23 protein-coding genes, 1 pseudogene and 1 riboswitch are annotated in these 22,499 nt (G+C 71.7%); of the genes and pseudogenes, 13 read left to right on the forward strand and 11 right to left on the reverse strand.

All coding sequences use genetic code 11. The annotated features are described in order from the left end of the window. Window positions 1-2: 2 nt before the first annotated feature. The gene (locus tag DEJ49_RS22630; RefSeq protein ID WP_150185828.1) at window positions 3-1,409 is read left to right on the forward strand and encodes a PLP-dependent aminotransferase family protein; all 1,407 of its coding nucleotides are present in this window, start codon (window positions 3-5) and stop codon (window positions 1,407-1,409) included. A gap of 143 nt (window positions 1,410-1,552) precedes the next feature. Here the strand turns inward: DEJ49_RS22630 and DEJ49_RS22635 are convergent, their stop codons facing one another. The 3 genes from DEJ49_RS22635 to rocD all read right to left on the reverse strand — a co-directional run bounded on the left by DEJ49_RS22635 (window position 1,553) and on the right by rocD (window position 5,056). Beyond that, complete coding sequence (locus tag DEJ49_RS22635) at window positions 1,553-2,398, reverse strand: hypothetical protein (protein ID WP_150188395.1); 846 nt, start codon at window positions 2,396-2,398, stop codon at window positions 1,553-1,555. A 105-nt stretch (window positions 2,399-2,503) separates the two neighbouring features. After that, window positions 2,504-3,607 (reverse strand): serine hydrolase domain-containing protein, encoded by a 1,104-nt coding sequence (locus tag DEJ49_RS22640; RefSeq protein ID WP_150188396.1) that lies wholly within the window; start codon window positions 3,605-3,607, stop codon window positions 2,504-2,506. Window positions 3,608-3,817: 210 nt separating this feature from the next. Continuing rightward, window positions 3,818-5,056: an ornithine--oxo-acid transaminase gene (rocD, locus tag DEJ49_RS22645; RefSeq protein ID WP_150185829.1), complete on the reverse strand. Its 1,239-nt coding sequence runs from the start codon at window positions 5,054-5,056 to the stop codon at window positions 3,818-3,820. 111 nt (window positions 5,057-5,167) lie between these two features. Next, window positions 5,168-5,258: riboswitch (ZMP/ZTP riboswitch) on the forward strand. Window positions 5,259-5,297: 39 nt separating this feature from the next. Between rocD and glyA the strand changes: the two genes are divergently transcribed. The 4 genes from glyA (at window position 5,298) to DEJ49_RS22665 (ending at window position 9,579) form a co-directional block, all read left to right on the forward strand. Then, complete coding sequence (glyA, locus tag DEJ49_RS22650; RefSeq protein ID WP_150185830.1) at window positions 5,298-6,593, forward strand: serine hydroxymethyltransferase; 1,296 nt, start codon at window positions 5,298-5,300, stop codon at window positions 6,591-6,593. 76 nt (window positions 6,594-6,669) lie between these two features. Continuing rightward, on the forward strand, window positions 6,670-7,683 hold the full coding sequence (gene trpS, locus DEJ49_RS22655; protein ID WP_150185831.1) for a tryptophan--tRNA ligase: 1,014 nt from the start codon (window positions 6,670-6,672) through the stop codon (window positions 7,681-7,683). 101 nt (window positions 7,684-7,784) lie between these two features. Next, complete coding sequence (locus DEJ49_RS22660; protein WP_150185832.1) at window positions 7,785-8,366, forward strand: 2'-5' RNA ligase family protein; 582 nt, start codon at window positions 7,785-7,787, stop codon at window positions 8,364-8,366. Window positions 8,367-8,400: 34 nt separating this feature from the next. Then, window positions 8,401-9,579, forward strand: a complete 1,179-nt coding sequence (locus DEJ49_RS22665; RefSeq protein WP_150185833.1) for a hypothetical protein — start codon at window positions 8,401-8,403, stop codon at window positions 9,577-9,579. A 26-nt stretch (window positions 9,580-9,605) separates the two neighbouring features. On the opposite strand, the gene DEJ49_RS22670 is transcribed toward DEJ49_RS22665, so the two are convergent. Together DEJ49_RS22670 and DEJ49_RS22675 are read right to left on the reverse strand one after the other, a co-directional pair. Beyond that, the gene (locus DEJ49_RS22670) at window positions 9,606-10,361 is read right to left on the reverse strand and encodes a decaprenylphospho-beta-D-erythro-pentofuranosid-2-ulose 2-reductase (RefSeq protein ID WP_150185834.1); all 756 of its coding nucleotides are present in this window, start codon (window positions 10,359-10,361) and stop codon (window positions 9,606-9,608) included. A gap of 40 nt (window positions 10,362-10,401) precedes the next feature. Further along, window positions 10,402-11,838: an FAD-binding oxidoreductase gene (locus DEJ49_RS22675; protein ID WP_150185835.1), complete on the reverse strand. Its 1,437-nt coding sequence runs from the start codon at window positions 11,836-11,838 to the stop codon at window positions 10,402-10,404. 184 nt (window positions 11,839-12,022) lie between these two features. Here DEJ49_RS22675 and DEJ49_RS22680 point away from each other — a divergent pair, with 184 nt between their 5' ends. From DEJ49_RS22680 to DEJ49_RS22695, 4 genes are read left to right on the forward strand one after another with little or no spacing between them, the layout of a single operon-like run. Next, window positions 12,023-12,559, forward strand: a complete 537-nt coding sequence (locus tag DEJ49_RS22680; RefSeq protein ID WP_150185836.1) for a phosphatase PAP2 family protein — start codon at window positions 12,023-12,025, stop codon at window positions 12,557-12,559. Continuing rightward, a complete protein-coding gene (locus tag DEJ49_RS22685) occupies window positions 12,552-13,508 on the forward strand; it encodes a decaprenyl-phosphate phosphoribosyltransferase (RefSeq protein ID WP_150185837.1) in 957 nt (318 codons plus the stop codon). The genes DEJ49_RS22680 and DEJ49_RS22685 overlap by 8 nt, the downstream gene beginning before the upstream one ends. Before the next feature lie 11 nt (window positions 13,509-13,519). Beyond that, the gene (locus tag DEJ49_RS22690) at window positions 13,520-14,002 is read left to right on the forward strand and encodes a GtrA family protein (RefSeq protein WP_411757185.1); all 483 of its coding nucleotides are present in this window, start codon (window positions 13,520-13,522) and stop codon (window positions 14,000-14,002) included. Then, window positions 13,990-14,889, forward strand: coding sequence for a YihY/virulence factor BrkB family protein (locus DEJ49_RS22695; protein ID WP_150185838.1), 900 nt, complete (start codon window positions 13,990-13,992; stop codon window positions 14,887-14,889). The genes DEJ49_RS22690 and DEJ49_RS22695 overlap by 13 nt, the downstream gene beginning before the upstream one ends. On the opposite strand, the gene DEJ49_RS22700 is transcribed toward DEJ49_RS22695, so the two are convergent. Then, a complete protein-coding gene (locus DEJ49_RS22700) occupies window positions 14,880-16,088 on the reverse strand; it encodes a D-alanyl-D-alanine carboxypeptidase family protein (protein WP_411757186.1) in 1,209 nt (402 codons plus the stop codon). The genes DEJ49_RS22695 and DEJ49_RS22700 overlap by 10 nt on opposite strands. A gap of 163 nt (window positions 16,089-16,251) precedes the next feature. Between DEJ49_RS22700 and DEJ49_RS36480 the strand changes: the two genes are divergently transcribed. The 3 genes and pseudogenes from DEJ49_RS36480 to DEJ49_RS36880 all read left to right on the forward strand — a co-directional run. Next, window positions 16,252-16,494, forward strand: coding sequence for an SCO4848 family membrane protein (locus DEJ49_RS36480; protein WP_055566125.1), 243 nt, complete (start codon window positions 16,252-16,254; stop codon window positions 16,492-16,494). A gap of 2 nt (window positions 16,495-16,496) precedes the next feature. Further along, window positions 16,497-17,786 carry a metallophosphoesterase gene (locus DEJ49_RS22705; RefSeq protein WP_150185840.1) on the forward strand — a complete coding sequence of 430 codons (1,290 nt, stop codon included), beginning with the start codon at window positions 16,497-16,499 and terminating at the stop codon, window positions 17,784-17,786. A 220-nt stretch (window positions 17,787-18,006) separates the two neighbouring features. Further along, window positions 18,007-18,261: pseudogene (locus DEJ49_RS36880) on the forward strand (ATP-binding protein); the annotation flags it as partial. Here the strand turns inward: DEJ49_RS36880 and DEJ49_RS22715 are convergent. Further along, window positions 18,209-19,561 carry an MFS transporter gene (locus DEJ49_RS22715; RefSeq protein WP_150185842.1) on the reverse strand — a complete coding sequence of 451 codons (1,353 nt, stop codon included), beginning with the start codon at window positions 19,559-19,561 and terminating at the stop codon, window positions 18,209-18,211. The pseudogene DEJ49_RS36880 and the gene DEJ49_RS22715 overlap by 53 nt on opposite strands. A gap of 137 nt (window positions 19,562-19,698) precedes the next feature. Here DEJ49_RS22715 and DEJ49_RS22720 point away from each other — a divergent pair, with 137 nt between their 5' ends. Next, a complete protein-coding gene (locus DEJ49_RS22720; RefSeq protein ID WP_150188398.1) occupies window positions 19,699-20,244 on the forward strand; it encodes a MarR family winged helix-turn-helix transcriptional regulator in 546 nt (181 codons plus the stop codon). 19 nt (window positions 20,245-20,263) lie between these two features. On the opposite strand, the gene DEJ49_RS22725 is transcribed toward DEJ49_RS22720, so the two are convergent. From DEJ49_RS22725 to DEJ49_RS22740, 4 genes are all read right to left on the reverse strand, one after another. Next, window positions 20,264-20,674 (reverse strand): VOC family protein, encoded by a 411-nt coding sequence (locus DEJ49_RS22725; protein ID WP_150185843.1) that lies wholly within the window; start codon window positions 20,672-20,674, stop codon window positions 20,264-20,266. A 100-nt stretch (window positions 20,675-20,774) separates the two neighbouring features. After that, window positions 20,775-21,689, reverse strand: a complete 915-nt coding sequence (locus DEJ49_RS22730) for a hypothetical protein (protein WP_411757247.1) — start codon at window positions 21,687-21,689, stop codon at window positions 20,775-20,777. 26 nt (window positions 21,690-21,715) lie between these two features. Next, entirely contained in the window at window positions 21,716-21,973 is a 258-nt protein-coding gene (locus tag DEJ49_RS22735; protein ID WP_190329411.1) for a hypothetical protein, read from the reverse strand. Between the two features lie 168 nt (window positions 21,974-22,141). Next, window positions 22,142-22,486 carry a hypothetical protein gene (locus tag DEJ49_RS22740; RefSeq protein ID WP_150185845.1) on the reverse strand — a complete coding sequence of 115 codons (345 nt, stop codon included), beginning with the start codon at window positions 22,484-22,486 and terminating at the stop codon, window positions 22,142-22,144. Window positions 22,487-22,499 lie beyond the last annotated feature (13 nt).

Below are 22,499 nucleotides of genomic sequence, written 5' to 3' on the forward strand. Positions count from 1 at the left end.
CCATGGGAGAAACGTGGGCCACTCTGGGCGTCGACCTTCACCTGGAGACCGGCGGCGACGCGTCGCGCCACGGCGTCCGCAAGGGCCTGACGGACGCGCTGCGCCAGGCCGTGCGCGGCGGCCGCCTCGCTCCCGGCACCCGCCTGCCGTCGTCGCGCTCGCTCGCCGTCGACCTCGGCATCGCACGGAACACGGTCGCCGACGCGTACGCCGATCTGGTCGCCGAGGGCTGGCTCACGGCGCGCCAGGGTTCGGGCACGCGCGTCGCGGAGCGTGTGGTCACGCCCCCGGTGCGGCCCGCGCCGCCGCGCAGGACGGGCGGGACGCCCACGTACAACCTGACCCCCGGCTCGCCTGACCTCGCCTCGTTCCCGCGCGCGGAGTGGCTCAAGGCGGCCCGGCGCGCGCTGGCGGCGGCCCCGCACAGTGCCCTCGGGTACGCGGACCCGCGCGGCCGCGTCGAGCTGCGCACCGCACTCGCCGGGTACCTCGCGCGGGCGCGGGGCGTCCACGCCGACCCCGACCGCATCGTCGTCACCGCCGGGTTCGTGCACGCCCTCGCCGTCATGGGCCGGGTGCTGCGGGCGCGCGGGGAGCGGGAGGTCACCGTCGAGTCGTACGGCCTCGACCTCCACTGGAACCTGCTGCACCACGCGGGCCTGCGCACGGTGCCCCTCGCCTTCGACGCGCTTGGCACCGACGTGTCGAGGCTCGGCCCCGGCTCGGCGAAGGCGGTGCTGCTCACCCCCGCGCACCAGTTCCCGATGGGCGTGCCGCTCCACCCCGACCGGCGCGCCGCCGCCGTCGACTGGGCGCGGCGCGAGGGCGGGGTGATCATCGAGGACGACTACGACGGGGAGTTCCGCTACGACCGCCAGCCGGTCGGCGCGCTTCAGGGTCTCGATCCCGAGCACGTGATCTACCTCGGCACGGCGAGCAAGTCCCTCGCGCCCGGTCTGCGCCTCGGCTGGATGGTGCTGCCGTCCGCCCTGCACGCGGAGGTCCTCGCGGAGAAGGAGGCCGCGGGCGCGTCCTGCGGCGTGCTCGACCAGCTGACGCTCGCGGAGTTCATCACGTCGGGGGCGTACGACCGCCATGTCCGTGCCGCACGGCTGCGGTACCGGCGCCGCAGGGACCAACTGGTGGAGGCGGTGGCGGGGCGGGCGCCCGAGGTCCGCGCGACCGGCATCGCGGCGGGCCTGCACGCGGTGCTCCAACTGCCGCCGGGCACCGAACAGTCCGTCGTCCAGGCCGCCAACTGGGAGCGGCTCGCGGTCCACGGCCTGACCCGCTTCCGCCACCCGCTGACGACGACACCACGGCAGGACGCGCTGGTGGTGGGGTACGGGACACCTGCGGAGCATGCGTGGGCGGGGGCGTTGGGGGCGTTGGGCCGGGCGTTGCCGTGAGGGCAGGCAGAATCAGCCCCTTGGGGGTCCCCCCAACTCCTTCAGAGCTTGGGGGAGATTGAGGAGCGGGGTCCGGGGCGGAGCCCCGGGGCGGTGCCTCCAGGCCTCCGGTTCCGTGCATCACCGGCTCCGCCGGTTCGTCCTCAAACGCCGGACGGGCTGGTACTCGTATCCGCCGCCGCCTCGCCGAACCGCGCCAGCGCCAACGCCCCCGCGACCGCCACCGCGAAGCCCGAAATCGCCAGCCAGCCCAGGCCGTCCCGCGTGCGGTCGCCGAGCCAGACGACGCCCACCAGCGCGGGGCCGATCGTCTCGCCGATCACCATGCCCGCCGTCGCCGTCGTCACCGACCCGCGCTGCAGCGCCGACGTGAGCAGCAGGAACGCCGCGCCTCCGCCCACCAGCAGCGCGTACGTCGCCGGGTTGGCGAGCAGCGCGCCCGGCGACACGTCGTCGATGAGGCGCACGGTCACCTCGACGACCCCGAACCCGCATCCCGCCCCGAGGCCCAGCGCCAGCGCCCGCCCCCGGTCGGGCAGCCGCCCCGCGACGGCGCCGAGCGCAAGCACGGCGACGGCGATGCCGAGCATCACGTACCGCAGCGTCGTCGATCCGGTCCGGTCGCCCTCGTCGCCGGACGCGAGGCCCAGCATCGCGAGGCCCGCGCAGACGACGCCGACCGCGCCCCACTCGACGCCGCTGAGCCGCACCCGGAGCAGCCGCGCCGCGACCACCGCCGTGACGGCGAGACTCGCCGCGAGCGCCGCGCCCACGGCGTAGATCGGGACGGAGCGCAGCGCCACGATCTGCAGCAGGAAGCCGAGTCCGTCGAGGGCGAGCCCCGCGACGTACCGCCACTGGCGCACGGCGCGCAGCAGCAGCGCCGGGTCGACCCCGGAGCCGGTGCCCGGCGCGGTGGCGCGCGTGGCGACCGCCTGGAGAACCGAGGCCGTACCGAAGCAGACCGCTGAGCCGAGCGCGCACATCATCCCAAGAGACACGAAGTGACTGTAGAGGAAGGTGGGTCAAAGGAGGCCCAAAGGACATCGGAGACCCAAGGGACATCCGGTGCGGGCGGAGCCGGACCGGCATGCTCAGCGACGGCGGCAGAGAGCCGTGTCCACGACCTCCTCCACATGCGGTATGACCGCCTTGTCCGTCGGCTGCACGGTCACCGCGACATTGGCTGCACGCCCGTCGTCCGTGGCACCGCCCCGCGTCTCGTATCCGGGGTAGCTTCCGCCGTGCCCCCAGTACAGACCGCCGCAGGACAGCGGCCTGCTCACGATCCCGAGGCCGTACCTGGCGCCCTTGCCGAAGTAGTCGGCACGGACCGTGGTGCGCATCTGGTCGAGCTGGGGCGCCGGCAGGAGACGGCCCGGCGTGAGCAGCGCGGTGAAGAACCGGTTGAGGTCGGAGTTGGTGGAGATCAACTGCCCGGCCGCCCACGTCCACGAGGGGTCCAGTTCCGTGATGTCCCGCAGGGGCGCATCCGGCGTCTCCTGGTAGTACCCCTTCGGGTGGGGTTCGCGGATCGTCGCGTCCCCGGGCGCGGGGAAGTAGGTGTGGCGCAGTCCGAGCCGCTTGATGATCCGCCGGTCGATCTCCTCGGCGAAGGGGCGCTTCGTGACCTCCTCGACGATCAGCCCGGCCAGGACGTAGTTCGTGTTGCTGTACGCCCAGCTCTCCCCGGGGTCGAACTCCGACTCGTACTCCAGCGCGATGTCCAGCAACTCCCGCGGCTCGTAGTACCGCGGCTGCAGATCGCGCTTCGTGTAGTTGGGCAGCCCGCTCGTCTGCTGCAGCACCTGGCGGATCTTGATCTTCCGGCCGTCGATCCCGTCCCCGCGCACCACCCCCGGCAGATACGTGTCCACCGTGTCGTCGAGGCTGATCTTCCCCTCGGCGACCAGCTGCAGCACGACCACCGCGGTGAACGTCTTCGTGTTGCTGCCGATCCGCACCTGCCCGTCCCTGGGCACGGCCGCCCCGGTCGCCAGGTCTCCCACGCCGGCCGTATAGGTCCGGGCACGCCCTCCCTTCCCTTCCCCCTTCACACTCGCCAGCGCGGCGGGCACGCCATCGGCACGCACCAGCCGGTCGAGACCCCGCTGGACGGAGTCCGCCCCGGGGGCGACGGAGGCGGCCGACGCACCGGGCGCCACCAGCACGCCCGCCGCCACGACACCTGCCGCCATCGCCGCCGCACGACGGAACCTCTGTCCTGTCTGCCCACGCACTGGCCACTCCTAGGGGTCTGGATCTGTCGGGAACCCGGCGCCGTGTACGACGCCGGGCCCCAACATTTCCGGATCCCGCGGCCCAGGACGATCCTGCCAACCGCCCACTGCCAGTAGGGGTAACCCCCGTAACCCTCGTGACCCCCGTGAGCTCCGTGACCCCCGTGACTAGCTCAGCACCGCCCGCAGATGCCCGAGCCCCCAGTCCAGATCCTCCTTGCTGATCACCAGCGGGGGAGCGATCCGGATCGTCGACCCGTGGGTGTCCTTGACCAGCACCCCGCGCTCCATCAGCTGCTCCGAGATCTCCCGTCCCGTGCCGTATGACGGGGCGATGTCGAGGCCCGCCCACAGCCCGCGCCCGCGCACCTCGGTCACCGCGCCCGTACCGGCCAGCGACGCCAGTTCGGCGTGGAGATGTTCACCGAGCTCCGTGGCCCGCTCCTGGAACTCGCCCGTCGACAGCATGTCGACCACCTCCAGCGCCACCGCGCAGGCGAGGGGGTTGCCGCCGAACGTCGAGCCGTGCTCACCCGGCTTGAACACGCCGAGCACATCGGTGTCGGCCACCACCGCCGACACCGGCACGACCCCGCCCCCGAGCGCCTTGCCCAGCAGATACACGTCCGGCACCACGTCCTCGTGCTCGCACGCGAACGTACGCCCCGTCCTGCCGAGCCCCGACTGGATCTCGTCCGCGATGAACAGGACCCCGCGCTCACGGGTCAACTCCCGCACCCCGGGCAGATATCCGGCCGGCGGAACGAGCACCCCGGCCTCGCCCTGGATCGGCTCGATCAGCACGGCGACGGTGTCGTCGGTGACCGCCGCCCGCAACGCCTCCAGGTCGCCGTACGGCACGATGTCGAACCCCGGCGTGTACGGCCCGTAGTCCGCCCGCGCCTCGTCGTCCGTGGAGAAACTGATGACGGTCGTCGTTCTGCCGTGGAAGTTGCCGGCCGCGACCACGATCCTCGCCCGGCCGTCCGGCACCCCCTTGACCTGGTACCCCCACTTCCGCGCGGTCTTCACGGCCGTCTCGACGGCCTCCGCGCCGGTGTTCATCGGCAGCACCATGTCCTTGCCGCAGAGCTCCGCCAGGCGCGTACAGAACTCGGCGAACCGGTCGTGGTGGAACGCCCGCGAGGTCAGCGTCACCCGGTCCAGCTGCGCCTTCGCGGCATCGATCAGGCGGCGGTTGCCGTGCCCGAAGTTGAGCGCGGAGTACCCGGCGAGCATGTCGAGATAGCGGCGCCCCTCGACGTCGGTCATCCACGCCCCGTCGGCCGAGGAGACGACGATGGGCAGCGGATGGTAGTTGTGCGCGCTGTGCGCCTCGGCGGAGGCGATGAGCCGCTCGCCGGCCGTCCGGGAACTGTTCGTGGTGGAAGATGACGTACTCGACACGGGGTCTCCGTTCGTCCTGCGGCTGGGGGCGGGTGTGGCGCCCAATTCCTATCGTCGCTCGCATCGCGGACGAAGAAACCTGCCGGAACGGCGTGCCCGCTAGGGTGGCCCTGACAGCACGGTGACTGGCGCACGGGGAACGAACCCCGATGAAGCCGTGCGAAGCACGACCTTCGAGGTGCCGCCCGCCTGGGCACCCCGGGACCCGACCGGACACTCACCGCTCGCCCCGGAGGACACCATGACTCTCTCTCCCTCTCCTTCCTCCTCTCCTGCGCGGAACCACCCCGCCCTCGCCGCCGAGGACCCCGAACTCGCCGCCCTCGTCGGCGCCGAGGAGCAGCTCCAGGCCGACACCCTGCGGCTGATCCCCAGCGAGAACTACGTCTCCGCCGCCGTACTGGAAGCCTCGGGCACCGTCCTGCAGAACAAGTACAGCGAGGGCTACCCCGGCCGCCGCTACTACGAGGGCCAGCAGAACATCGACCCCGTGGAACGCCTGGCCATCGCCCGCGCCAAGGCCGTCTTCGGCGTCGAGCACGCCAACGTCCAGCCCTACTCCGGCTCCCCGGCCAACCTCGCCGTCTACCTCGCCTTCGCCGAGCCCGGCGACACCGTGATGGGCATGGCCCTGCCGATGGGCGGCCACCTCACCCACGGCTGGGGCGTCTCCGCCACCGGCAAGTGGTTCCGCGGCGTCCAGTACGGCGTCCGTCACGACACGGGCCGCGTCGACTTCGACGAGGTCCGCGACCTGGCTCTCAAGGAGCGCCCCAAGCTGATCTTCTGCGGCGGCACCGCCCTCCCGCGCACCATCGACTTCGCGGCCTTCGCCGAGATCGCCCGGGAGGCCGGCGCCGTCCTCGTCGCCGACATCGCGCACATCGCCGGCCTGATCGCGGGCGGCGCGCACCCCTCACCGGTGCCGCACGCCGACGTGATCTCCACGACCACCCACAAGACCCTGCGCGGCCCGCGCGGCGCGATGCTCATGTCCCGCGAGGAGCACGCCAAGGCCATCGACAAGGCCGTCTTCCCCGGCCTGCAGGGCGGCCCGCACAACCAGACGACCGCCGCCATCGCCGTCGCCCTCCACGAGGCGTCCCGCCCCTCCTTCCGCGACTACGCGCACGCGATCGTCGACAACGCCAAGGCCCTCGCCGACGCCCTGCTCACCCGTGGCTTCGACCTGGTCTCGGGCGGCACCGACAACCACCTGATCCTGATGGACCTCACCCCCAAGGACGTCCCCGGCAAGATCGCCGCCAAGGCCCTCGACCGCGCCGGGATCGTCGTCAACCACAACACCGTCCCGTACGACCCGCGGAAGCCCTTCGACCCCTCGGGCGTCCGCATCGGCACCCCCTCCCTCACCTCCCGCGGGCTGCGCCCCGAGCACATGGCGACCGTCGCCGAATGGATCGACCGCGGTGTCACCGCCGCCCGCACGGGTGACGAGGACGCCCTGACGAAGATCAGGTCCGAGGTCGCCGACCTGATGGCCGCGCACTCCGCCCCGGGCCTCCCGACCGCCTGACCCCACCCGCCATTCGGTTCCCACCCGTCACACACCTGTTTCCGAGCTATGAGAGTCACCTGAGAGAATGGGCCCCATGGCCTCTGAACGACCTCGTGTGCTCTCCGGAATCCAGCCCACCGCCGGCTCGTTCCACCTCGGCAATTACCTCGGCGCCGTCCGCCAGTGGGTGGCGCTGCAGGAGTCCCACGACGCCTTCTACATGGTGGTGGACCTGCACGCGATCACCATCCCGCAGGACCCCGCCGAGCTGCGCGCCAACACCCGGCTCGCCGCCGCCCAGCTGCTCGCCGCAGGCCTCGACCCGGAGCGCTGCACGCTCTTCGTCCAGAGCCACGTCCCCGAGCACGCCCAGCTCGCCTGGGTGATGAACTGCCTCACCGGATTCGGCGAGGCCTCCCGCATGACGCAGTTCAAGGACAAGTCCGCCAAGCAGGGCGCCGACCGCGCCTCCGTCGGCCTCTTCACGTACCCGGTGCTCCAGGTCGCGGACATCCTGCTGTACCAGGCCAACGAGGTCCCGGTCGGCGAGGACCAGCGCCAGCACATCGAGCTCACCCGTGACCTCGCGGAGCGTTTCAACGGCCGTTTCGGTGAGACGTTCACCGTGCCGTCGGCGTACATCCTCAAGGAGACGGCGAAGATCTACGACCTCCAGGACCCGTCGATCAAGATGAGCAAGTCGGCCTCCACGCCGAAGGGCCTCATCAACCTGCTCGACGAGCCCAAGGCCACCGCCAAGAAGGTCAAGAGCGCCGTCACGGACACCGGCACGGAGATCCGCTACGACGTGGCGGAGAAGCCCGGCGTCAGCAACCTCCTCAGCATCTACTCCACGCTCACCGGCACAGGTATCGCCGAACTGGAGCAGAAGTACGTCGGCAAGGGCTACGGTGCGCTGAAGACCGACCTCGCCGAGGTCATGGTCGAGTTCGTGACCCCCTTCCGGGACCGCACCCAGCAGTACCTGGACGACCCGGAGACGCTCGACTCGATCCTGGCCAAGGGCGCGGAGAAGGCGCGTGCCGTTGCCGCGGAGACCCTCGCGCAGGCGTACGACAGGGTGGGCTTCCTGCCCGCCAAGCACTGAGTCACCGCACCCGGCACGACGAAAACCGCATTCGCACCGCCCGCCGGGCTGCGCCCCTGCCCCTCGACACGACGACACCGACACGACGACAGGAGTACGACGTGGGGACCGTAACGATCGGCGTTTCGATCGCGGTCCCGGAGCCTCACGGCAGCCTGCTCCAGGAGCGGCGTGCGGGCTTCGGGGACCCCGCGGCGCACGGCATCCCCACGCACGTGACCCTGCTGCCGCCCACCGAGGTGGACGCGTCGGCGCTGCCCGCGGTCGAGGCGCATCTGCTCTCGGTCGCGGCGGCCGGCCGTCCCTTCCCCATGCGCCTCTCCGGAACGGGCACGTTCCGTCCGCTGTCCCCTGTGGTCTACGTACAGGTGGTGGCGGGCGGGTCGGCCTGCTCCTGGCTGCAGGAGCGGGTGCGCGACGCGTCCGGGCCGATGGCACGCGAACTGCAGTTCCCCTACCACCCGCACGTCACGGTGGCGCACGGCATCTCCGAAGAGGCCATGGACCGTGCGTACGAAGAGCTCTCGGAGTACGAGGCCGAGTGGCCGTGCACCGGCTTCGCCCTGTACGAGCAGGGTGCCGACGGTGTCTGGCGCAAGCTGCGCGACTTCGCCTTCGGCGGCACCGTGGTGCCCCCTCAGGCCCCGGCCCGTTCGGTGCGGGGTACGCTGCCCGCTCGCTGACCGGGGAGCCCCGGCCGATCGTGCTGGGGGGACCATGCGCAATGCGGTGGCGGCCGTTGCCGTACTCGCTCTGCTGACGGCCGGCTGCGGGGCGCGGAAGTCCGGCGGGGACGTGGACGACAGGTCCGGCAAGCGCCGTGCGGCCGGGCTCTCCTGGGCGTACGAGCGCATCGACGACCGGGACGGCGAGCTGATCGACGGGGCCGCGCGGGCCGCGGACGACATCTGGGCCCTCGGCAGCGACGACGTCGGCGACGGGCGGCTCGCGCGGGGGCATCTGCTCCACTTCGACGGCAAGAAATGGGCGCGTGTGCCGATGCCGGTCGACGGCGACCCCCATCTCTCGCGGCTCGACTCGCTGGGGTCGGCGGGCGTCCGCCTGAGCACCGTGGAGAAGGGCGGGGCTTCGGAGACGCGGCGGTACGCGCACTGGGACGGCACGCGGTGGACGCCCATGGACGGTGCCGCGCTCGCGGACGTCGAGGTCATCACTCGGGATGACGTGTGGGTGCTCCAGGGCGACGGCACGGTGACGCACTGGGACGGCGACCGGTGGACGGTGACGCCGATGCCCGCGAAGGTCGTCGCCCTCGCGGGCTCCGCCTCGGACGACGTGTGGGCGGTCGGGTCGCGTACGACGGGACCGGGCATCGGCGGCCGGGGCGGCGAGGTGAGGCAGCCCGCCGCGATGCGCTTCGACGGGAAGAAGTGGTCGCTGACCAGGACACCCACGTACCGCTTCCCCGACCCGGTGCCGTCCGAGCCGTACGCGGAGTTCACCGGGATCGACGTCGCCTCGAAAACGTACGTCCGTGCCCACGGAGGGCACTCCTACAAGGGGTACGACGGCGAGGAGGTCCGCGACCCCGAGTCGCAGACCGTCGAGCTGAGCTGGGACGGCACCCGCTGGACGGACTCAGAGCCCTTCCCCGGAGCGTGCGCGTACCGGAATCCCGTGGCCCGGGACGGTGACCGCGGCTTCTTCATGGACGGCAACTGGCACCTGACCACCGACGGCACCTGCTCCAAGATCAGGAAGCGGCGGCTGCCGAAGGGGCAGGGCGCCCGCCCGGAGTCCGAGCAGCAGCTGTGGCTCAAGAAGATCGTCGCCGTGCCGGGCACGGACCGGGTGCTCGGCTTCGGCACGGTCGAGGTCCTGCAGAGCGGCGCGGCCCCGCGCAGGGCCGTCGTGGTCTCCCTGCGGCGCTCCTGATGCGCAGACTGAAGCGCTCCTGAGGGCTAGAGAGGCAGGCGGCGGAACACCGGTCGCGGCGCGTGCCGCAGCGCCGACATGACGAGGCGCAGCGCCCCCGGCACCCACACCGTCTCCGAGCGCCGCCGCAGCCCGGTCTCGATGGCCGCGGCCACCGCGTCCGGCGTGGTCGCCATGGGGGCCTCCTCCAGGCCCGCCGTCATCTTCGAGCGCACGAAGCCGGGCCGGACGACCATCACGTGGACCCCCGTGCCGTGCAGCGCGTCGCCGAGGCCCTGCGCGAACGCGTCGAGGCCAGCCTTGCTGGAGCCGTAGATGAAGTTCGAGCGGCGCGCCCGCTCGCCCGCCACCGAGGAGAGCACCACCAGGGAGCCGTGGCCCTGGGACTGCAGGGCCCGCGCGCAGACCAGGCCGGCCGAGACCGCGCCTGTGTAGTTGGTCTGGGCGACGCGCACCGCCGCGAGGGGCTCGTCCTCGTCGCGTGCCTGGTCGCCGAGGACGCCGAAGGCGAGGAGCACCATGTCGATGTCACCCTCGGTGAAGATCTTGCCGAGGGACTCCTCGTGGGACTCGGGGTCGAGCGCGTCGAAGGCGACGGTCTTGACGTCCGCGCCCATGTCGCGCAGTCCCGCGGCGGCCTTCTCCAGGGCGGGCGACGGGCGCCCGGCGAGCCACACGGTGCGGGTGCGGCGGGCGACGAGGCGCCGTGCGGTGGCGAGGCCGATCTCGGAGGTGCCGCCGAGGACGAGCAGGGACTGAGGGGTGCCGAAGGCGTCTTTCATGTGTACCGGTCTCCTAGGGGGCTCAGAGAACTCAGAGGACTCAGAGGGTGAGGCGGCGGGAGAGGTCCGAGCGGAAGACGCCGCGCGGGTCGAGCTCGGCCCGCAGGGCGCGGAAGTCGTCGAGCCGCGGATACATCGCGGCGAGCATCTCGGGCCGCAGGCGCGAGTCCTTGGCGAGGTAGACACGCCCGTCGGCGGCGGCCACCTCCTCGTCGAGCTCGTCGAGGAAGGCGCCGAGCCCCGGGAGGTTCGCCGGGATGTCGAGTGCGAGGGTCCAGCCCGGCATGGGGAAGGAGAGCCAGCCCGGATCGCTTTCTCCGAAGCGCTTCAGCACGGCGAGGAAGGACGGGCAGCCGCGCTCCGAGATGCGCCGCACGATGTGGCGCAGGGCCTCCTCCTTGCCGTACCCGACGACGAATTGGTACTGCACGAAGCCACTGCGGCCGTAGACGCGGTTCCAGTGGGGGACGCCGTCCAGCGGGTGGAAGAAGGTGGAGATCTTCTGCAGCTCACCGGTGCGGGAGCGGGGCGCCTTGCGGTACCAGAGCTCGTTGAAGAGGCCCACCGACGCCTTGCCGAGCAGCCCCTCCGGGAGGAAGGAGGGGGCGGCGGGCAACTGTCCGGGGCGGAACGCGAGGGGGGCTCTACGCGCGCGTGCCCGTTCCGGGAGCGCGTCCAGAGGGGCGTGGTCGCCGCGGGTCAGGACCGAGCGGCCCATGGCGGCGCCGCGCGCGAGGAGGTCGATCCAGGCGACCGAGTAGCGGTAGCGGTGGTCGGTCGCGGTGAGGCGGGCCATCAAGTCGTCGAGGTCCGTGGCCCGTTCCGTGTCGACCGCCATCAAGGAGGTCTCCACGGGGAGGAGTTGCACGGTCGCCGAGAGGATGACGCCGGTCAGGCCCATGCCTCCGGCCGTCGCGTCGAACAGGGCGTCGCCCGGCCCGACCGTACGGACCGTGCCGTCGGCGGTCAGGACGTCCATCGCGAGGACGTGCCGGGAGAAGGACCCCGAGACGTGGTGGTTCTTGCCGTGGATGTCGGCGCCGATGGCCCCGCCGACCGTCACGTAACGGGTCCCGGGCGTCACGGGGACGAACCAGCCGAGCGGGAGCAGGACTTCCATCAGGTGGTGCAGCGAGACGCCCGCGTCGCAGACGACGGTGGCCGCGGGGGCACCGGTGTCCGACGTGCGCGTGGTGTCGATGACGCGGATGCGGTCGAGGCCCGTCATGTCGAAGACGGCGCCGCCCGCGTTCTGTGCCGCGTCTCCGTAGGCACGCCCCAGGCCGCGTGCGATGCCGCCGCGCTCCCCGCACTCGCGCACCGCGGCCGCGGCCTCCTCCTGCGTCCGGGGTCTCACCAGCATCGCGGTGGTCGGTGCGGTGCGGCCCCACCCCGAGACGGACACGGCGGGCGACGTGGGGGCCGAGGTGGGGGCCGAGGCGCGGGTACGGGAATCGGCGGGGGAGTCGGCAGGCATGCCTGCGACCGTATCGCCCAAACCCGGGCAATTCACTCAAACACGTCCTGGCTCTCACCGAAATGGGTGATTGAGCGAGTGTCATCCTAGATTGACGTAATTATTCGGATGTTGCCTAGAAGAGTCGAGATGCCGAGATGCCCGGCCACCGAACGCTCTCGAATGTCTTCGGAATAGAGGCGACATGCACGACATGGACCACCGGTTGCTGTCGGCCCTGCGCGACTGCGGCAGCGACGCGCGCGTGGCGGCCGCCGCCCGCGCCCTGTCCCGCACCGGCGAGCACGGCGCACTCTGGATCGCCGCAGGCCTGGCGGGCGCCGCCGTCGACCGCGAACGCCGGGGCGCCTGGCTGCGCGGCACCGCCCTCACCGCCGCCGCCCACCTGGCCAGTATGGGCGTCAAGCGCGTCGTGCGCCGCCCGCGCCCCGCCGCCCTGGGGGGCATCGAACCTCTCGTACGCACCGCGGGCCGGCACTCCTTCCCCAGCTCGCACGCCACCTCCGCCGCCGCGGCCGTCGTCGCGTACGGCGCGCTGCGCCCCGTCGGAGCCCACCTCCTGCCGCCACTGGCCGCCGCGATGTGCGTCTCCCGGATGGTCGTCGGCGTCCACTACCCCTCGGACGTGGCCGCGGGCGCGGCGCTCGGCGCGCTCACCGCGCGCGCGGGCGCGGGCTGGATGAACGCGGCCCGGATGAACGGAGGCCGCACCGATGCCTGAACCCGTCGCCACGCTCCTCGAACGGCCCGGACCGCCCCGGACACCGCGCCAGGGCGCCGTCGGCCTGCCGCTCGGCCTCCTGAGGACCGCACGCCCCCGCCAGTGGGTGAAGAACGTCCTCGTCGTCGCCGCCCCCGCGGCCGCCGGTGAACTCTTCTCGCGGCACGCCGTCACTCAAGTCGCGATCGTTTTCGTCCTGTTCACCGCCGCCGCGTCCGCCGTCTACCTGATCAACGACGCCCGCGACGCCGACGCCGACCGCGCGCACCCCACCAAGTGCCGCAGACCGGTCGCCTGCGGACAGGTGCCGGTGCCCGTCGCGTACGCCGTGGGAGGGCTCCTCGCCGTCCTCGCGCCGACGGCCGCCACCATCCTGTGCACGCCGCTCACCGCGGCGCTCCTGGCCGCGTACGTGGGCATGCAACTCGCCTACTGCATCAGCCTCAAGCACGTCCTCGTCGTCGACCTCACCATCGTCACGACCGGCTTCCTGATGCGTGCCATGATCGGCGGCCTCGCGCTCGACATCCCGCTGTCGCGCTGGTTCCTGATCACCACGGGCTTCTGCGCGCTCTTCATGGTCTCCGCCAAGCGCTACTCCGAAGCCGTCCAGATGTCCGCGAGCTCCGGGGAGCTGGGCGCCACGCGCGCGTTGCTCACCGAGTACACCACCGGGTACCTGCGCTTCGTGTGGCAACTGGCCGCGGGCGTCGCCGTCCTCGCGTACTGCCTGTGGGCGATGGAGGAGGGCGGCACCGCCGACGGCGGCTCCCTGCCCTGGCGCCAGCTGTCCATGGCCGCGTTCATCCTCGCCATCCTGCGCTACGCCGTCTTCGCCGACCGCGGCACCGCCGGAGAGCCCGAGGACGTCGTCCTGCGGGACAGGGCGCTCGCCGTGATCGGCGTGGTGTGGCTCGCCATGTACGGGCTCGCGGTCGCGGACTGGTGAGTCGCCGACCGGTGAGTGTGACGTCCCTGCGCGTACGGCTGCGCGCGCTCGGGCCCGAACTGCTCGGCTTCGCCGCCGCCGGGATCTGCGCGTACGCCGCCGACCTCGGCCTCTTCATCTGGCTGCGTGGACCCGTCGGCCTGGACCCGCTCACCGCCAAATCCCTCTCCTTCGTGGCGGGGTGTTCCGTGGCGTACGCCGGCAACGCCCTCGGCACCTACCGCGGGAAGACCGCGGAGATCTCGCGGCTGCGCCAGTACGCGGTGTTCTTCGCCGTCAACATCGCGGGCGCCCTCGTCCAGCTGCTGTGCATCGCCGTGTCCCACTACGGACTCGGTCACACCTCGCAGCGCGCGGACACCGTCTCGGGCGCCGGCATCGGTATGGCACTCGCCACTGTTCTGCGCTTCTGGGGTACCCGGACCTTGGTCTTCCGCACAACGGGCAGGACAACAGGCAGGACACCAGGCACGGAGGCGTCATGGACTGGCTGAAGAAACTTCCCGGCATCGGGCCGCTCGTCGCGAAAGGCATGCGCACACACGCGTGGCAGTCCTACGAACGACTCGACGAGGTGCACTGGACGCGCCTCGCCGCCGCCATGACGTTCATCAGTTTCCTCGCGCTCTTCCCGCTGCTCACCGTCGCCGCCGCGATCGCCGCGGCGACGCTCTCGAAGAAGCAGCAGGACACGCTGGAGAGCAAGATCTCCGAGCAGGTCCCCGGCATCTCCGACCAGCTGAACCTGGACGCCCTCGTCGAGAACGCGGGCACCGTCGGCCTCGTCGCGGGCGCCCTGCTGCTCTTCACCGGCATCGGCTGGGTCGGCTCGATGCGGGAGTGCCTGCGGGCCGTCTGGGAGCTGCCGGACGAGGAGGAGAATCCCGTCCTGCGCAAGGTCAAGGACGCGGGCGTGCTGTTCGGGCTCGGCGGCGCGGGACTCGCGTCGTTCGCCGCGTCCGCGCTCGCGTCGACCGCCGTCGGCCGGACCGCCGACCTGTTCGGCATCGACGAGCGGGGCTGGGGCACGGTGCTGCTCCAGGTCCTCGCGTTCGCCATCGCCGTCCTCGCGGACTTCCTGCTGCTGCTCTACGTCCTGACGCTGCTGCCCGGCGTACAGCCGGACCGGCGGCGGCTGATCACCGCCGCGCTGATCGGCGCGGCCGGCTTCGAACTGCTCAAGCTGTTGCTCGGCGGCTACATGAAGGGCGTCGCCGCGAAGAACATGTACGGCGCCTTCGGAGTGCCCGTCGCGCTCCTCCTGTGGATCAACTTCACGGCGAAGCTGCTGTTGTTCTGCGCGGCGTGGACGGCGACGCACAGCGCGTCGTCGTCCACGCCGAAGGAAGAGGAGGCGTCAGGCCCCTCACGTCAGTCCTGAGACGTACGCCGGCCCGCCTGGCCCGGCAGCGGCAGCCGGCGCCGGATCACGAAGGCGCCGCCCGCGAGCACCACGAGCACGCCGCCCGTGATCGCGAGCGCGGTGCCCATGCCGCTGCCCCCGCTGTCGGAGGAGTGCGCGGCCTTCTCCGTGTCCGTTCCCTCACCGCCGCTGCCCGGGGCGCCCTTGCCGGCGCCGCCCGCGGCACCCTTCGGAGCGACCAGCTGACCCACGGGGTCGACCTTGCCCGCGGCCTTGAAGCCCCAGTCGAAGAGGCTGGCGGTCTCCTTGTAGACCGCGTGCGCCTCACCGGAGGAGGGGTTCATGACGGTGACGAGGAGGACCTTGCCGTTCCGTTCGGCGACACCGGTGAACGTGTTTCCCGCGTTCGAGGTGTAGCCGTTCTTGACGCCCGCGATGCCCTTGTACGCGCTGATGCCGGGCGCGCCCGTGAGCAGCCGGTTGGTGTTCTGGATCTCGAAGGTGCCGCGCTTCGTCTTGCCCTTGTCCTTGCCCTTCTCGACCTTCTTGGTCTCCCCGGGGAACTGGGCCGTCGCCGTCGCGCAGTACTCGCGGAAGTCCTTCTTCTGCAGCCCCGACCGGGCGAACAGCGACAGGTCGTACGCCGAGGAGACCTGCCCCTTGGCGTCGTAACCGTCCGGGGAGACGACGTGCGTGTCGAGGGCCTGGAGCTCCTCGGCGTGCTTCTGCATGTCCTTGACGGTCCGCGGGACACCCTCGTTCATCGCGGACAGGACGTGCACCGCGTCGTTGCCCGACTTCAGGAAGACGCCGAGCCACAGGTCGTGGACGCTGTACGTCTCGTTCTCCTTGATGCCGACCATGCTGCTGCCCGCGCCGATGCCCGCCAGGTCGGCGAGCGTGACCTTGTGCTTCTGCGACTTGGGGAACTTCGGCAGGACCGTGTCGGCGAAGAGCATCTTCAGGGTGCTCGCCGGAGGCAGCCGCCAGTGCGCGTTGTGCGAGGCCATGACCTCGCCCGTCTCGGCGTCCGAGACGATCCACGAACGCCCCGTCAGCTCCTTCGGCAGCACCGGCGCGCCCGGCTTGAGCTGCACCTGGGTGCCCGCCTCGCCGAGCCGCGCACCGCCCACGGTGGACATCTTGGCGGGCGGCTTCGGTTGGTTGTCGTCGCCTCCGGGCTTTCCGTCCGCGAGCGCGGGCGCTGCGGTCGACATGGTCAGCAATGCGGCGGAAGCGACCAAGATGGCGGTCTTTTTTACGGCAGGCACGGACGAGAACGTACAGGGCGGGGCCGGGCGAGTCGGCTCCGAGGTCCACTGTGTCCCCTCGTCCCCACCCCGGCGGCGGTGCGGCAGGGAGGCTCGCGATACTGAACGTATGAAGCTCAGCCGCCCTGTCTCCTGGTTCCTGCTCGCCTTCGGGGTGTGGAGCTGGTTCATCTGGATCACTTTCGTCAAGAACCTGTGGAAGGACGGCAGCGGGCTCGCCTTCGACGACGCGGACAACCCGACCGGGTACTTCTGGGTGCACCTGACGCTTGCCGTTGTCTCCTTTGTCTTGGGGACGGTGGTAGGCACCATCGGGTTCCGCGGAGTCCGTGCTCTGCGCAGAACGTCATAGCCGTGGTTGCCCTCATGGTCCTCGTGGGCGTGGCCGTCCTGGCGGCCTTCGCGGCCCTCCACTGGTACGCGTGGCGCCGCCTCGTCCGGGACACCACGGCCGGGCCCGGGTTCGCCCGGCGCGCCGGGACGGTGGTCTTCGTCGCGGCGCCGCTGACGATGTTCGCGGCGCTCGTGGCCGAGCGGACCGGGGCGCCGTTCCTGCTCCAGCGGGTCCTCGCCTGGCCGGGCTTCCTGTGGATGGCCCTGTCGCTCTACCTGCTGCTCGCGCTGATCGTGGGGGAGCTCGCGCGTCCGCTGCTGCGGCGGTGGGTGGAGCGGAAGGAACGGGTGGAGGCTGCCCCCGAGGGCGAAAAGGCTGCCCCCGCACCTGCCCCGGTGACTGCACCCGAACCCGCCCCGGTGACCGCCCCCGCACCTGCCCCGGTGACCGCACCCGAACCTGCCCCCGAGAAGAAGATCACCGCCCCCTCCCGCCGCCTCTTCGTCTCCCGCGTCGTCGGCGGCACCGCTGCCGCCGTCGCCGCCGGAACCGTGGGCTACGGAACGTACGGCGTCCTGCGCGGCCCCAAGGTGAAGCGCGTCACCGTGCCGCTGGCGAAACTGCCGCGCGCGGCGCACGGGTTCAGGATCGCCGTGGTCAGCGACATCCACCTCGGCCCGATCCTCGGCCGCGGCTTCACGCAGCGCGTGGTCGACACCGTCAACGCCACACAGCCCGACCTGATCGCCGTGGTGGGCGACCTGGTGGACGGCAGCGTCGAACACCTCGCCCCCGCGGCGGCGCCGCTGGCCGGAATGCGCGCGCGGCACGGCGCGTACTTCGTCACCGGCAACCACGAGTACTTCTCCGGCGCCGAGCAGTGGGTCGACCACGTACGCGAACTCGGCCTGCACCCCCTGCGCAACGCCCGCACCGAGCTCCCCGGCTTCGACCTCGCGGGCGTCGACGACGTGGCGGGCGAGGACGAGGGCAAGGGCCCCGACTTCGCCGAGGCGCTCGGCGACCGGGACCGCTCACGGGCCTCCGTGCTCCTCGCCCACCAGCCCGTCGTCATCCACGACGCGGTGGAACACGGCGTGGACCTGCAACTGTCCGGCCACACGCACGGCGGCCAGCTCTGGCCGGGCAACCTGATCGCCGACCTGGCCAACCCCACGCTCGCGGGCCTGGAACGGTACGGCGACACACAGCTCTACGTCACCCGCGGCGCGGGCGCGTGGGGCCCGCCGGTACGCGTCGGGGCGCCCTCGGACATCACGGTCGTGGAACTGGCGTCCCGCAGAGCCTGAGCTACCGGCGACCGCGTGGTCCAGAACTGGCCAGATGTGCGTGGGCCGGGGGTGCCGCAGTGACACGCGGGGGGACGCCGCGCAGCATTGACACCTCAGCGGGGGTACGGGGAGGCAGGGACCACAGGGGCCATGGGGTGGGGGTACAGAGGACGTGCTGAGACGTGAGGCCTTCAGATTGCCGCCGCACCCGGCGTCGGTGCCGCTGGCCCGCACCCGGGTGTACGACCATCTGTCGGCCTGGGGACACACCGCGGACGACGGGGCGCTCGACGACACCGTGCTCCTCGTGTCGGAGCTGGCGACCAACGCGATCGTCCACGGGTACGTGGCCGAGGGGGAGTTCGAGGTCGCGGTGACCGTGCTCGCCGACGGCGCCTGCTTCATAGAGGTGTCCGACGAGAGCCCCTCGGAGCCGGAGATCAGGAAACCCGGCGCGTGGGAGGACGAACACGGCCGCGGTCTGCGTCTGCTCGACGCGACGGCGGAGGCGTGGGGGGTGTGTCGTCGCGGGGGCTGCGGGAAGACGGTGTGGGCGCTGGTGCGGGGAGCGTGAAGCGGCGCACGCCGGGAACCGCCGCCGTGCCCGCACAGGCCGCGCCCACGACCGCCGCCGCGACCCACAGCGGCGGCCCGGCACCCCAGACGCTCGCCGCGAGCGGCGCGAGGACGTAGCCGAGGGGCATCGCCGCCATCGAGAGCAGCCAGTCGTACGAGGTGACGCGGGCCAGCACCGGGGCCGGTATCGCCGCCTGCACCGAGGTCTCCCAGACGGGGCTGAGGAACCCGAGCCCCGCCTGCGCGAGGCCGTAGGCGGCGATGACGGCGGGGGCGGGCGCCCCGGCGGCGAGCAGGGCGAGCGGCAGGGCGTACGTCGCGAGCCCCAGGTTGGCCACCAGGACCGGACGCCGCGGCCTGGCCTTCCCGGCGAGCAGCGAACCGAGCAACAGCCCGACGGCGCCCACCTGAAGGAACCAGATCCACACGCCCTCACCACCCAACTCCTGGACGGCCAGGGCGGGCCCGAGGGTCATGAGGACCGCGGCGGCACCGTTCCAGGCGGCGTGGGCGACCAGGCTCGTCCAGTACCAGTCCCGGCTCCGCACCTCCTGCCAGCCTTCGACCAGGTCGTCGCGCAGGGACTTCGAGGGCCGGGACGGCGCCGCGGCGCCGCTGTGCGCGTACGGCAGCCGTACGGCCGAGAGCAGGCAGGCGCTGACCGCGAACGAGACGGCGTCGAGCACGAACGCCCAGCCCGGACCCGCGGTGGCGATGAGGAGACCGGCGAGGGCGGGGCCGCCCAGGACCGTGCCGCTGCGGACCACGCCGAACAGGGCGTTGGCGCCGTGCCGGTCCTGGGGCGCGACCGTGCCCGTGATCAGCGAGGGCAACGTCGGCATGGCGAAGGCGGACGCGGCGCCGCCGACGGCCTCGGCGACGGCGATGTGCCACAACCCCGGTGAGCCGCCGAGCAGTTCGACTCCCACGAAGAGCTGGGTGCCGCAGCGCGCCAGGTCCGTGACGAGCGCGACGGTACGCGGGTCGAAGCGGTCCGCGACCACCCCGCCGAGCGGCAGCAGGAGCAGGCGCGGCCCCATCGCGCAGCCGAGGACGAGGGCCAGCGCGGAGCTGGATCCGGTGGCGCGGAGCACGGCGAGGGCGAGGGCCGCGGGGATCACCGCGTCGCCGACGAGGGAGAGGGTGCGGCCGGTCAGCAGGAGCCGGAAGGGCCGGTTGCGCAGCAGGGGATACGACGACGGTCGTGGGAGCGGCATGGAGGGGACGGTATTTCGTCACCGAACTATTCGTCAACGAAATATCGGAAACCGAAGGACCGCAGTAGAGTCCTGACATGGCGGATGACACGAGGGATGACACGACGGGTGACGCGGCGGAAGACACGGCGAGGGACATGACGCACGGCCCTCAGGGCGGTCCGGCGGCGGACGGAACTCCCCGGGACTGGACGGACGGTCACGTCGAGCGCTGGCTGCCCGTCCTGCCCACGCTCGACCCGGACATCGAGGGCGCGGTCACCCGCATGGAGAAGCTCACCGTCCATCTGCGCCGCGTCCGCGAGCAGTCCCTCGTCGACTTCGACCTGGAGCGCCACGAGTTCGACACCCTGCACAAGCTCGCGGGCCGGGGCGGCGCGGCAAGCCCCTCGGAGCTCGCCGCGGACCTGGACCTCGCGCCCGCCTCCGTCACGGGCCGCCTCGACGGCCTGGAACGCCGGGGGCTCGTCCGCCGGACGCCGTCGAGGAGGGACCGGCGCCGGGTCGACGTCGAACTGACGGAGTCGGGCACGACGGCGTGGGAGGGCGCGATGGAGATCCTGGGCCGCGAGGAGGAGCGCCTCCTCCACGTTCTCCCCGCGGAGGAGCGGCGGCGGCTCTCCGACATGCTGCGCCGGATCATGACGGTGGCCGAGAAGGGCGGAGACGCGGGGTGGCGGTGAGCGGCGAGCCGCGGTGACGTCAGGCGGTCCGGGCCAGTTCCGGGCGTTTCAGGTAGTCCGTGAAGCCGACGACGTTCCCCCATGCGTCGGTGATCTCCACGGTCCAGCCGGTGGCCACGGAGAACGGTTCGTTCAGGAGGGGGATGCCCGCCGCCGCCAGGGCCTGGCCCTTCGCGCGGGCGTCGGGGACCTCAAGCCAGATGCGGGGGGAGGGCCACGGCGGCGTACGCGGCACGATGCCGTCCTCCACGCGCAGGAGCAGGCCCGGTGTCTCCTTGCCGACCTTCAGGATCGCGAGCCCGAGTTCGTCGATGCGGGCCTCGACCGGGAAGCCGGCCCGCTCGTAGAAGCCGACGGCCTCGCCGAGGTCGCCGACGGGGAACAGGACGTTGTCGAAGCCGAGCAGTCCGACCGGCTGGTTGTCTGACATTCCGTCAGGGTAGGACGGGGGCCGCCGCGGCGGCGCAGGCGCGCATGAAGCGCACCGTGCGCGCACGATTCTTCGGCCGCACGGCCCCCATGCCGCCCGCCTAGCGGTTGATGGACTGGATCTCCTGGACGTCGACGTCCTGGGTGCCTTCGAAAGTGCCGTCGGGCAGGTCGCCCCCGGCACCGCCGTTGCCCGTCCAGGTGATCTCCCATGTGAGGGAAGCCTTCATCCGGTACGGGTCGCCGCCCGTGGCCCGCAGGTACTTGATGCCGCACGGCGGGTCCTCCTTCGCGGAGCCCTTCCTGTACGGCGTACCGATGCTGCCGTCGTCATTGACCGCGCACTCGCCGTCCGCCGGGAACGTCTCGGCGTCCGGAGTGCCGGGGTCCAGGTGGAGGCTGACGGGCTTGGCGGTGGTCTCGGCCCACAGCCCCGTCCCGGGCAACTCGGCACGGACCTTCACGGGCTCGAACTTCCCCTTGTCCAGCCACACCCAGGTGGGCAGATTCACGGTCGACTCGCCGACCGGCTTCATCTCGACCTTGGTGTCCGGGACCTTGATCTTGTTGTACGCATACCCGGCCAGGATCTTCGGCGTGGGCGCGTTCTTGATGCCGGGGATCTCCCGGGCGTCCTGCCAGAAGAGGTTGGTCTCGCACTGCCGGGCCTCGAACGTGTTCTCGACGTCGGGGTTCATGACTCCGCGCCAGAACTTCCCGTCCTTGCCGATGTTGAAGTCCTTGTAGCCCTCGGCCCCGTCCGACTGGTCCTCGCCCTTCTCATAGTGGTTCACCATGAGCTCTTCGCCCCAGCTCAGCGAGGGCGTGACGTGGACCAAATCGCCGCCCTTTCCGCCATTGACCTGCTTGACCGTGATGCTCGTGCCGACGCCGGCCGTGAGCGTGTTGCCGGAGGCGCCGCCGGACGGCCCGGTCGGCGGGTGGTCCTCGTCCTCGCCGAACGCGTGCGCCGTCGCGGGCCAGGCGCCGAGCGCGAGAACGGTCGCGGTCACCAGAGGGAGAGCCCTCCGCACCGACTGCCTCACTTGTCGCACCCCCCGCGCTCCGTCTCCAGTGACACCGTGCTCCACACGCCGTCGGGCGTCTTCTTCAGCGTCGTGCGGTACTGCAGGACCGGGTTGACGTCGTCCGGGGTGCCCGTGCGCTTCTTCGTCCTGCGGTCCTCGGTGAAGCCCTTGCTCTCGTCCACGCAGTAGAAGAGCACGCCGCCGGCGTCGGAGAGGCTGACCTGCGGGTTGAACACCCGTGCGGCGCCGACCAGGGTGTGGTTGTTGCCCACGTACCCCTTGATGTACGTCCGGCCTCACTCCCTCCCGAACCACACGCGGTCAACAACAGGGCGGCGGACGCGGTCAGTGCGGCCGTCATGAGGCGAAGGGGAGGGCGGTTCAATCTGAACTCCTGGTGGGGGGGAGGGGACAAAGCGGGGAATGTGGGGGGGGTGGGGCTACTGACAGGTGGAAAGGAAGGCTCGGACGGCGTCGATGGTCGTCCGCCATTCGGAGATCTCGTTTCCGTCCTCGTCGACCGTGCCGCGCGGCTCCACCGAGAGCCACGGCTCCGCGGGCCGGAACGCCTCGGCGAGTTCGTCGAGGAAGATGACCGCGTTCTGCACGTACACGTCCGTGCCGCGCCGGTAGAGCGGCCAGCCGAAGACGAAGTTCGCGGTCGCCGGATCGGTGATCGAGGTGATCAGGCAGGAGTCGACCTCGTCCTGCGCCGCGTCGAGGCGGCGCAGAGCACGCACCCAGCTGTCCCGGTAGTCGCCGGCGCTCCAGTAGGAGAGGTCCATCGGAAAGTCCTCC

Origin of the sequence: Streptomyces venezuelae, assembly GCF_008642335.1 — a bacterium.
GTDB lineage: Bacteria > Actinomycetota > Actinomycetes > Streptomycetales > Streptomycetaceae > Streptomyces > Streptomyces venezuelae_F.

Bases quoted from the DNA above. Each gene is read 5' to 3' on its own strand.
- DEJ49_RS22630 (WP_150185828.1), top strand. From the start codon at position 3: ATGGGAGAAACGTGGGCCACTCTGGGCGTCGACCTTCACCTGGAGACC.
- DEJ49_RS22635 (WP_150188395.1), bottom strand. From the start codon at position 2,398: ATGATGTGCGCGCTCGGCTCAGCGGTCTGCTTCGGTACGGCCTCGGTT.
- DEJ49_RS22640 (WP_150188396.1), bottom strand. From the start codon at position 3,607: ATGGCGGCAGGTGTCGTGGCGGCGGGCGTGCTGGTGGCGCCCGGTGCG.
- glyA (WP_150185830.1), top strand. From the start codon at position 5,298: ATGACTCTCTCTCCCTCTCCTTCCTCCTCTCCTGCGCGGAACCACCCC.
- trpS (WP_150185831.1), top strand. From the start codon at position 6,670: ATGGCCTCTGAACGACCTCGTGTGCTCTCCGGAATCCAGCCCACCGCC.
- DEJ49_RS22665 (WP_150185833.1), top strand. From the start codon at position 8,401: ATGCGCAATGCGGTGGCGGCCGTTGCCGTACTCGCTCTGCTGACGGCC.
- DEJ49_RS22670 (WP_150185834.1), bottom strand. From the start codon at position 10,361: ATGAAAGACGCCTTCGGCACCCCTCAGTCCCTGCTCGTCCTCGGCGGC.
- DEJ49_RS22675 (WP_150185835.1), bottom strand. From the start codon at position 11,838: ATGCCTGCCGACTCCCCCGCCGATTCCCGTACCCGCGCCTCGGCCCCC.
- DEJ49_RS22680 (WP_150185836.1), top strand. From the start codon at position 12,023: ATGCACGACATGGACCACCGGTTGCTGTCGGCCCTGCGCGACTGCGGC.
- DEJ49_RS22685 (WP_150185837.1), top strand. From the start codon at position 12,552: ATGCCTGAACCCGTCGCCACGCTCCTCGAACGGCCCGGACCGCCCCGG.
- DEJ49_RS22695 (WP_150185838.1), top strand. From the start codon at position 13,990: ATGGACTGGCTGAAGAAACTTCCCGGCATCGGGCCGCTCGTCGCGAAA.
- DEJ49_RS22700 (WP_411757186.1), bottom strand. From the start codon at position 16,088: ATGTCGACCGCAGCGCCCGCGCTCGCGGACGGAAAGCCCGGAGGCGAC.
- DEJ49_RS36480 (WP_055566125.1), top strand. From the start codon at position 16,252: ATGAAGCTCAGCCGCCCTGTCTCCTGGTTCCTGCTCGCCTTCGGGGTG.
- DEJ49_RS22715 (WP_150185842.1), bottom strand. From the start codon at position 19,561: ATGCCGCTCCCACGACCGTCGTCGTATCCCCTGCTGCGCAACCGGCCC.
- DEJ49_RS22720 (WP_150188398.1), top strand. From the start codon at position 19,699: ATGACGCACGGCCCTCAGGGCGGTCCGGCGGCGGACGGAACTCCCCGG.
- DEJ49_RS22725 (WP_150185843.1), bottom strand. From the start codon at position 20,674: ATGTCAGACAACCAGCCGGTCGGACTGCTCGGCTTCGACAACGTCCTG.
- DEJ49_RS22740 (WP_150185845.1), bottom strand. From the start codon at position 22,486: ATGGACCTCTCCTACTGGAGCGCCGGCGACTACCGGGACAGCTGGGTG.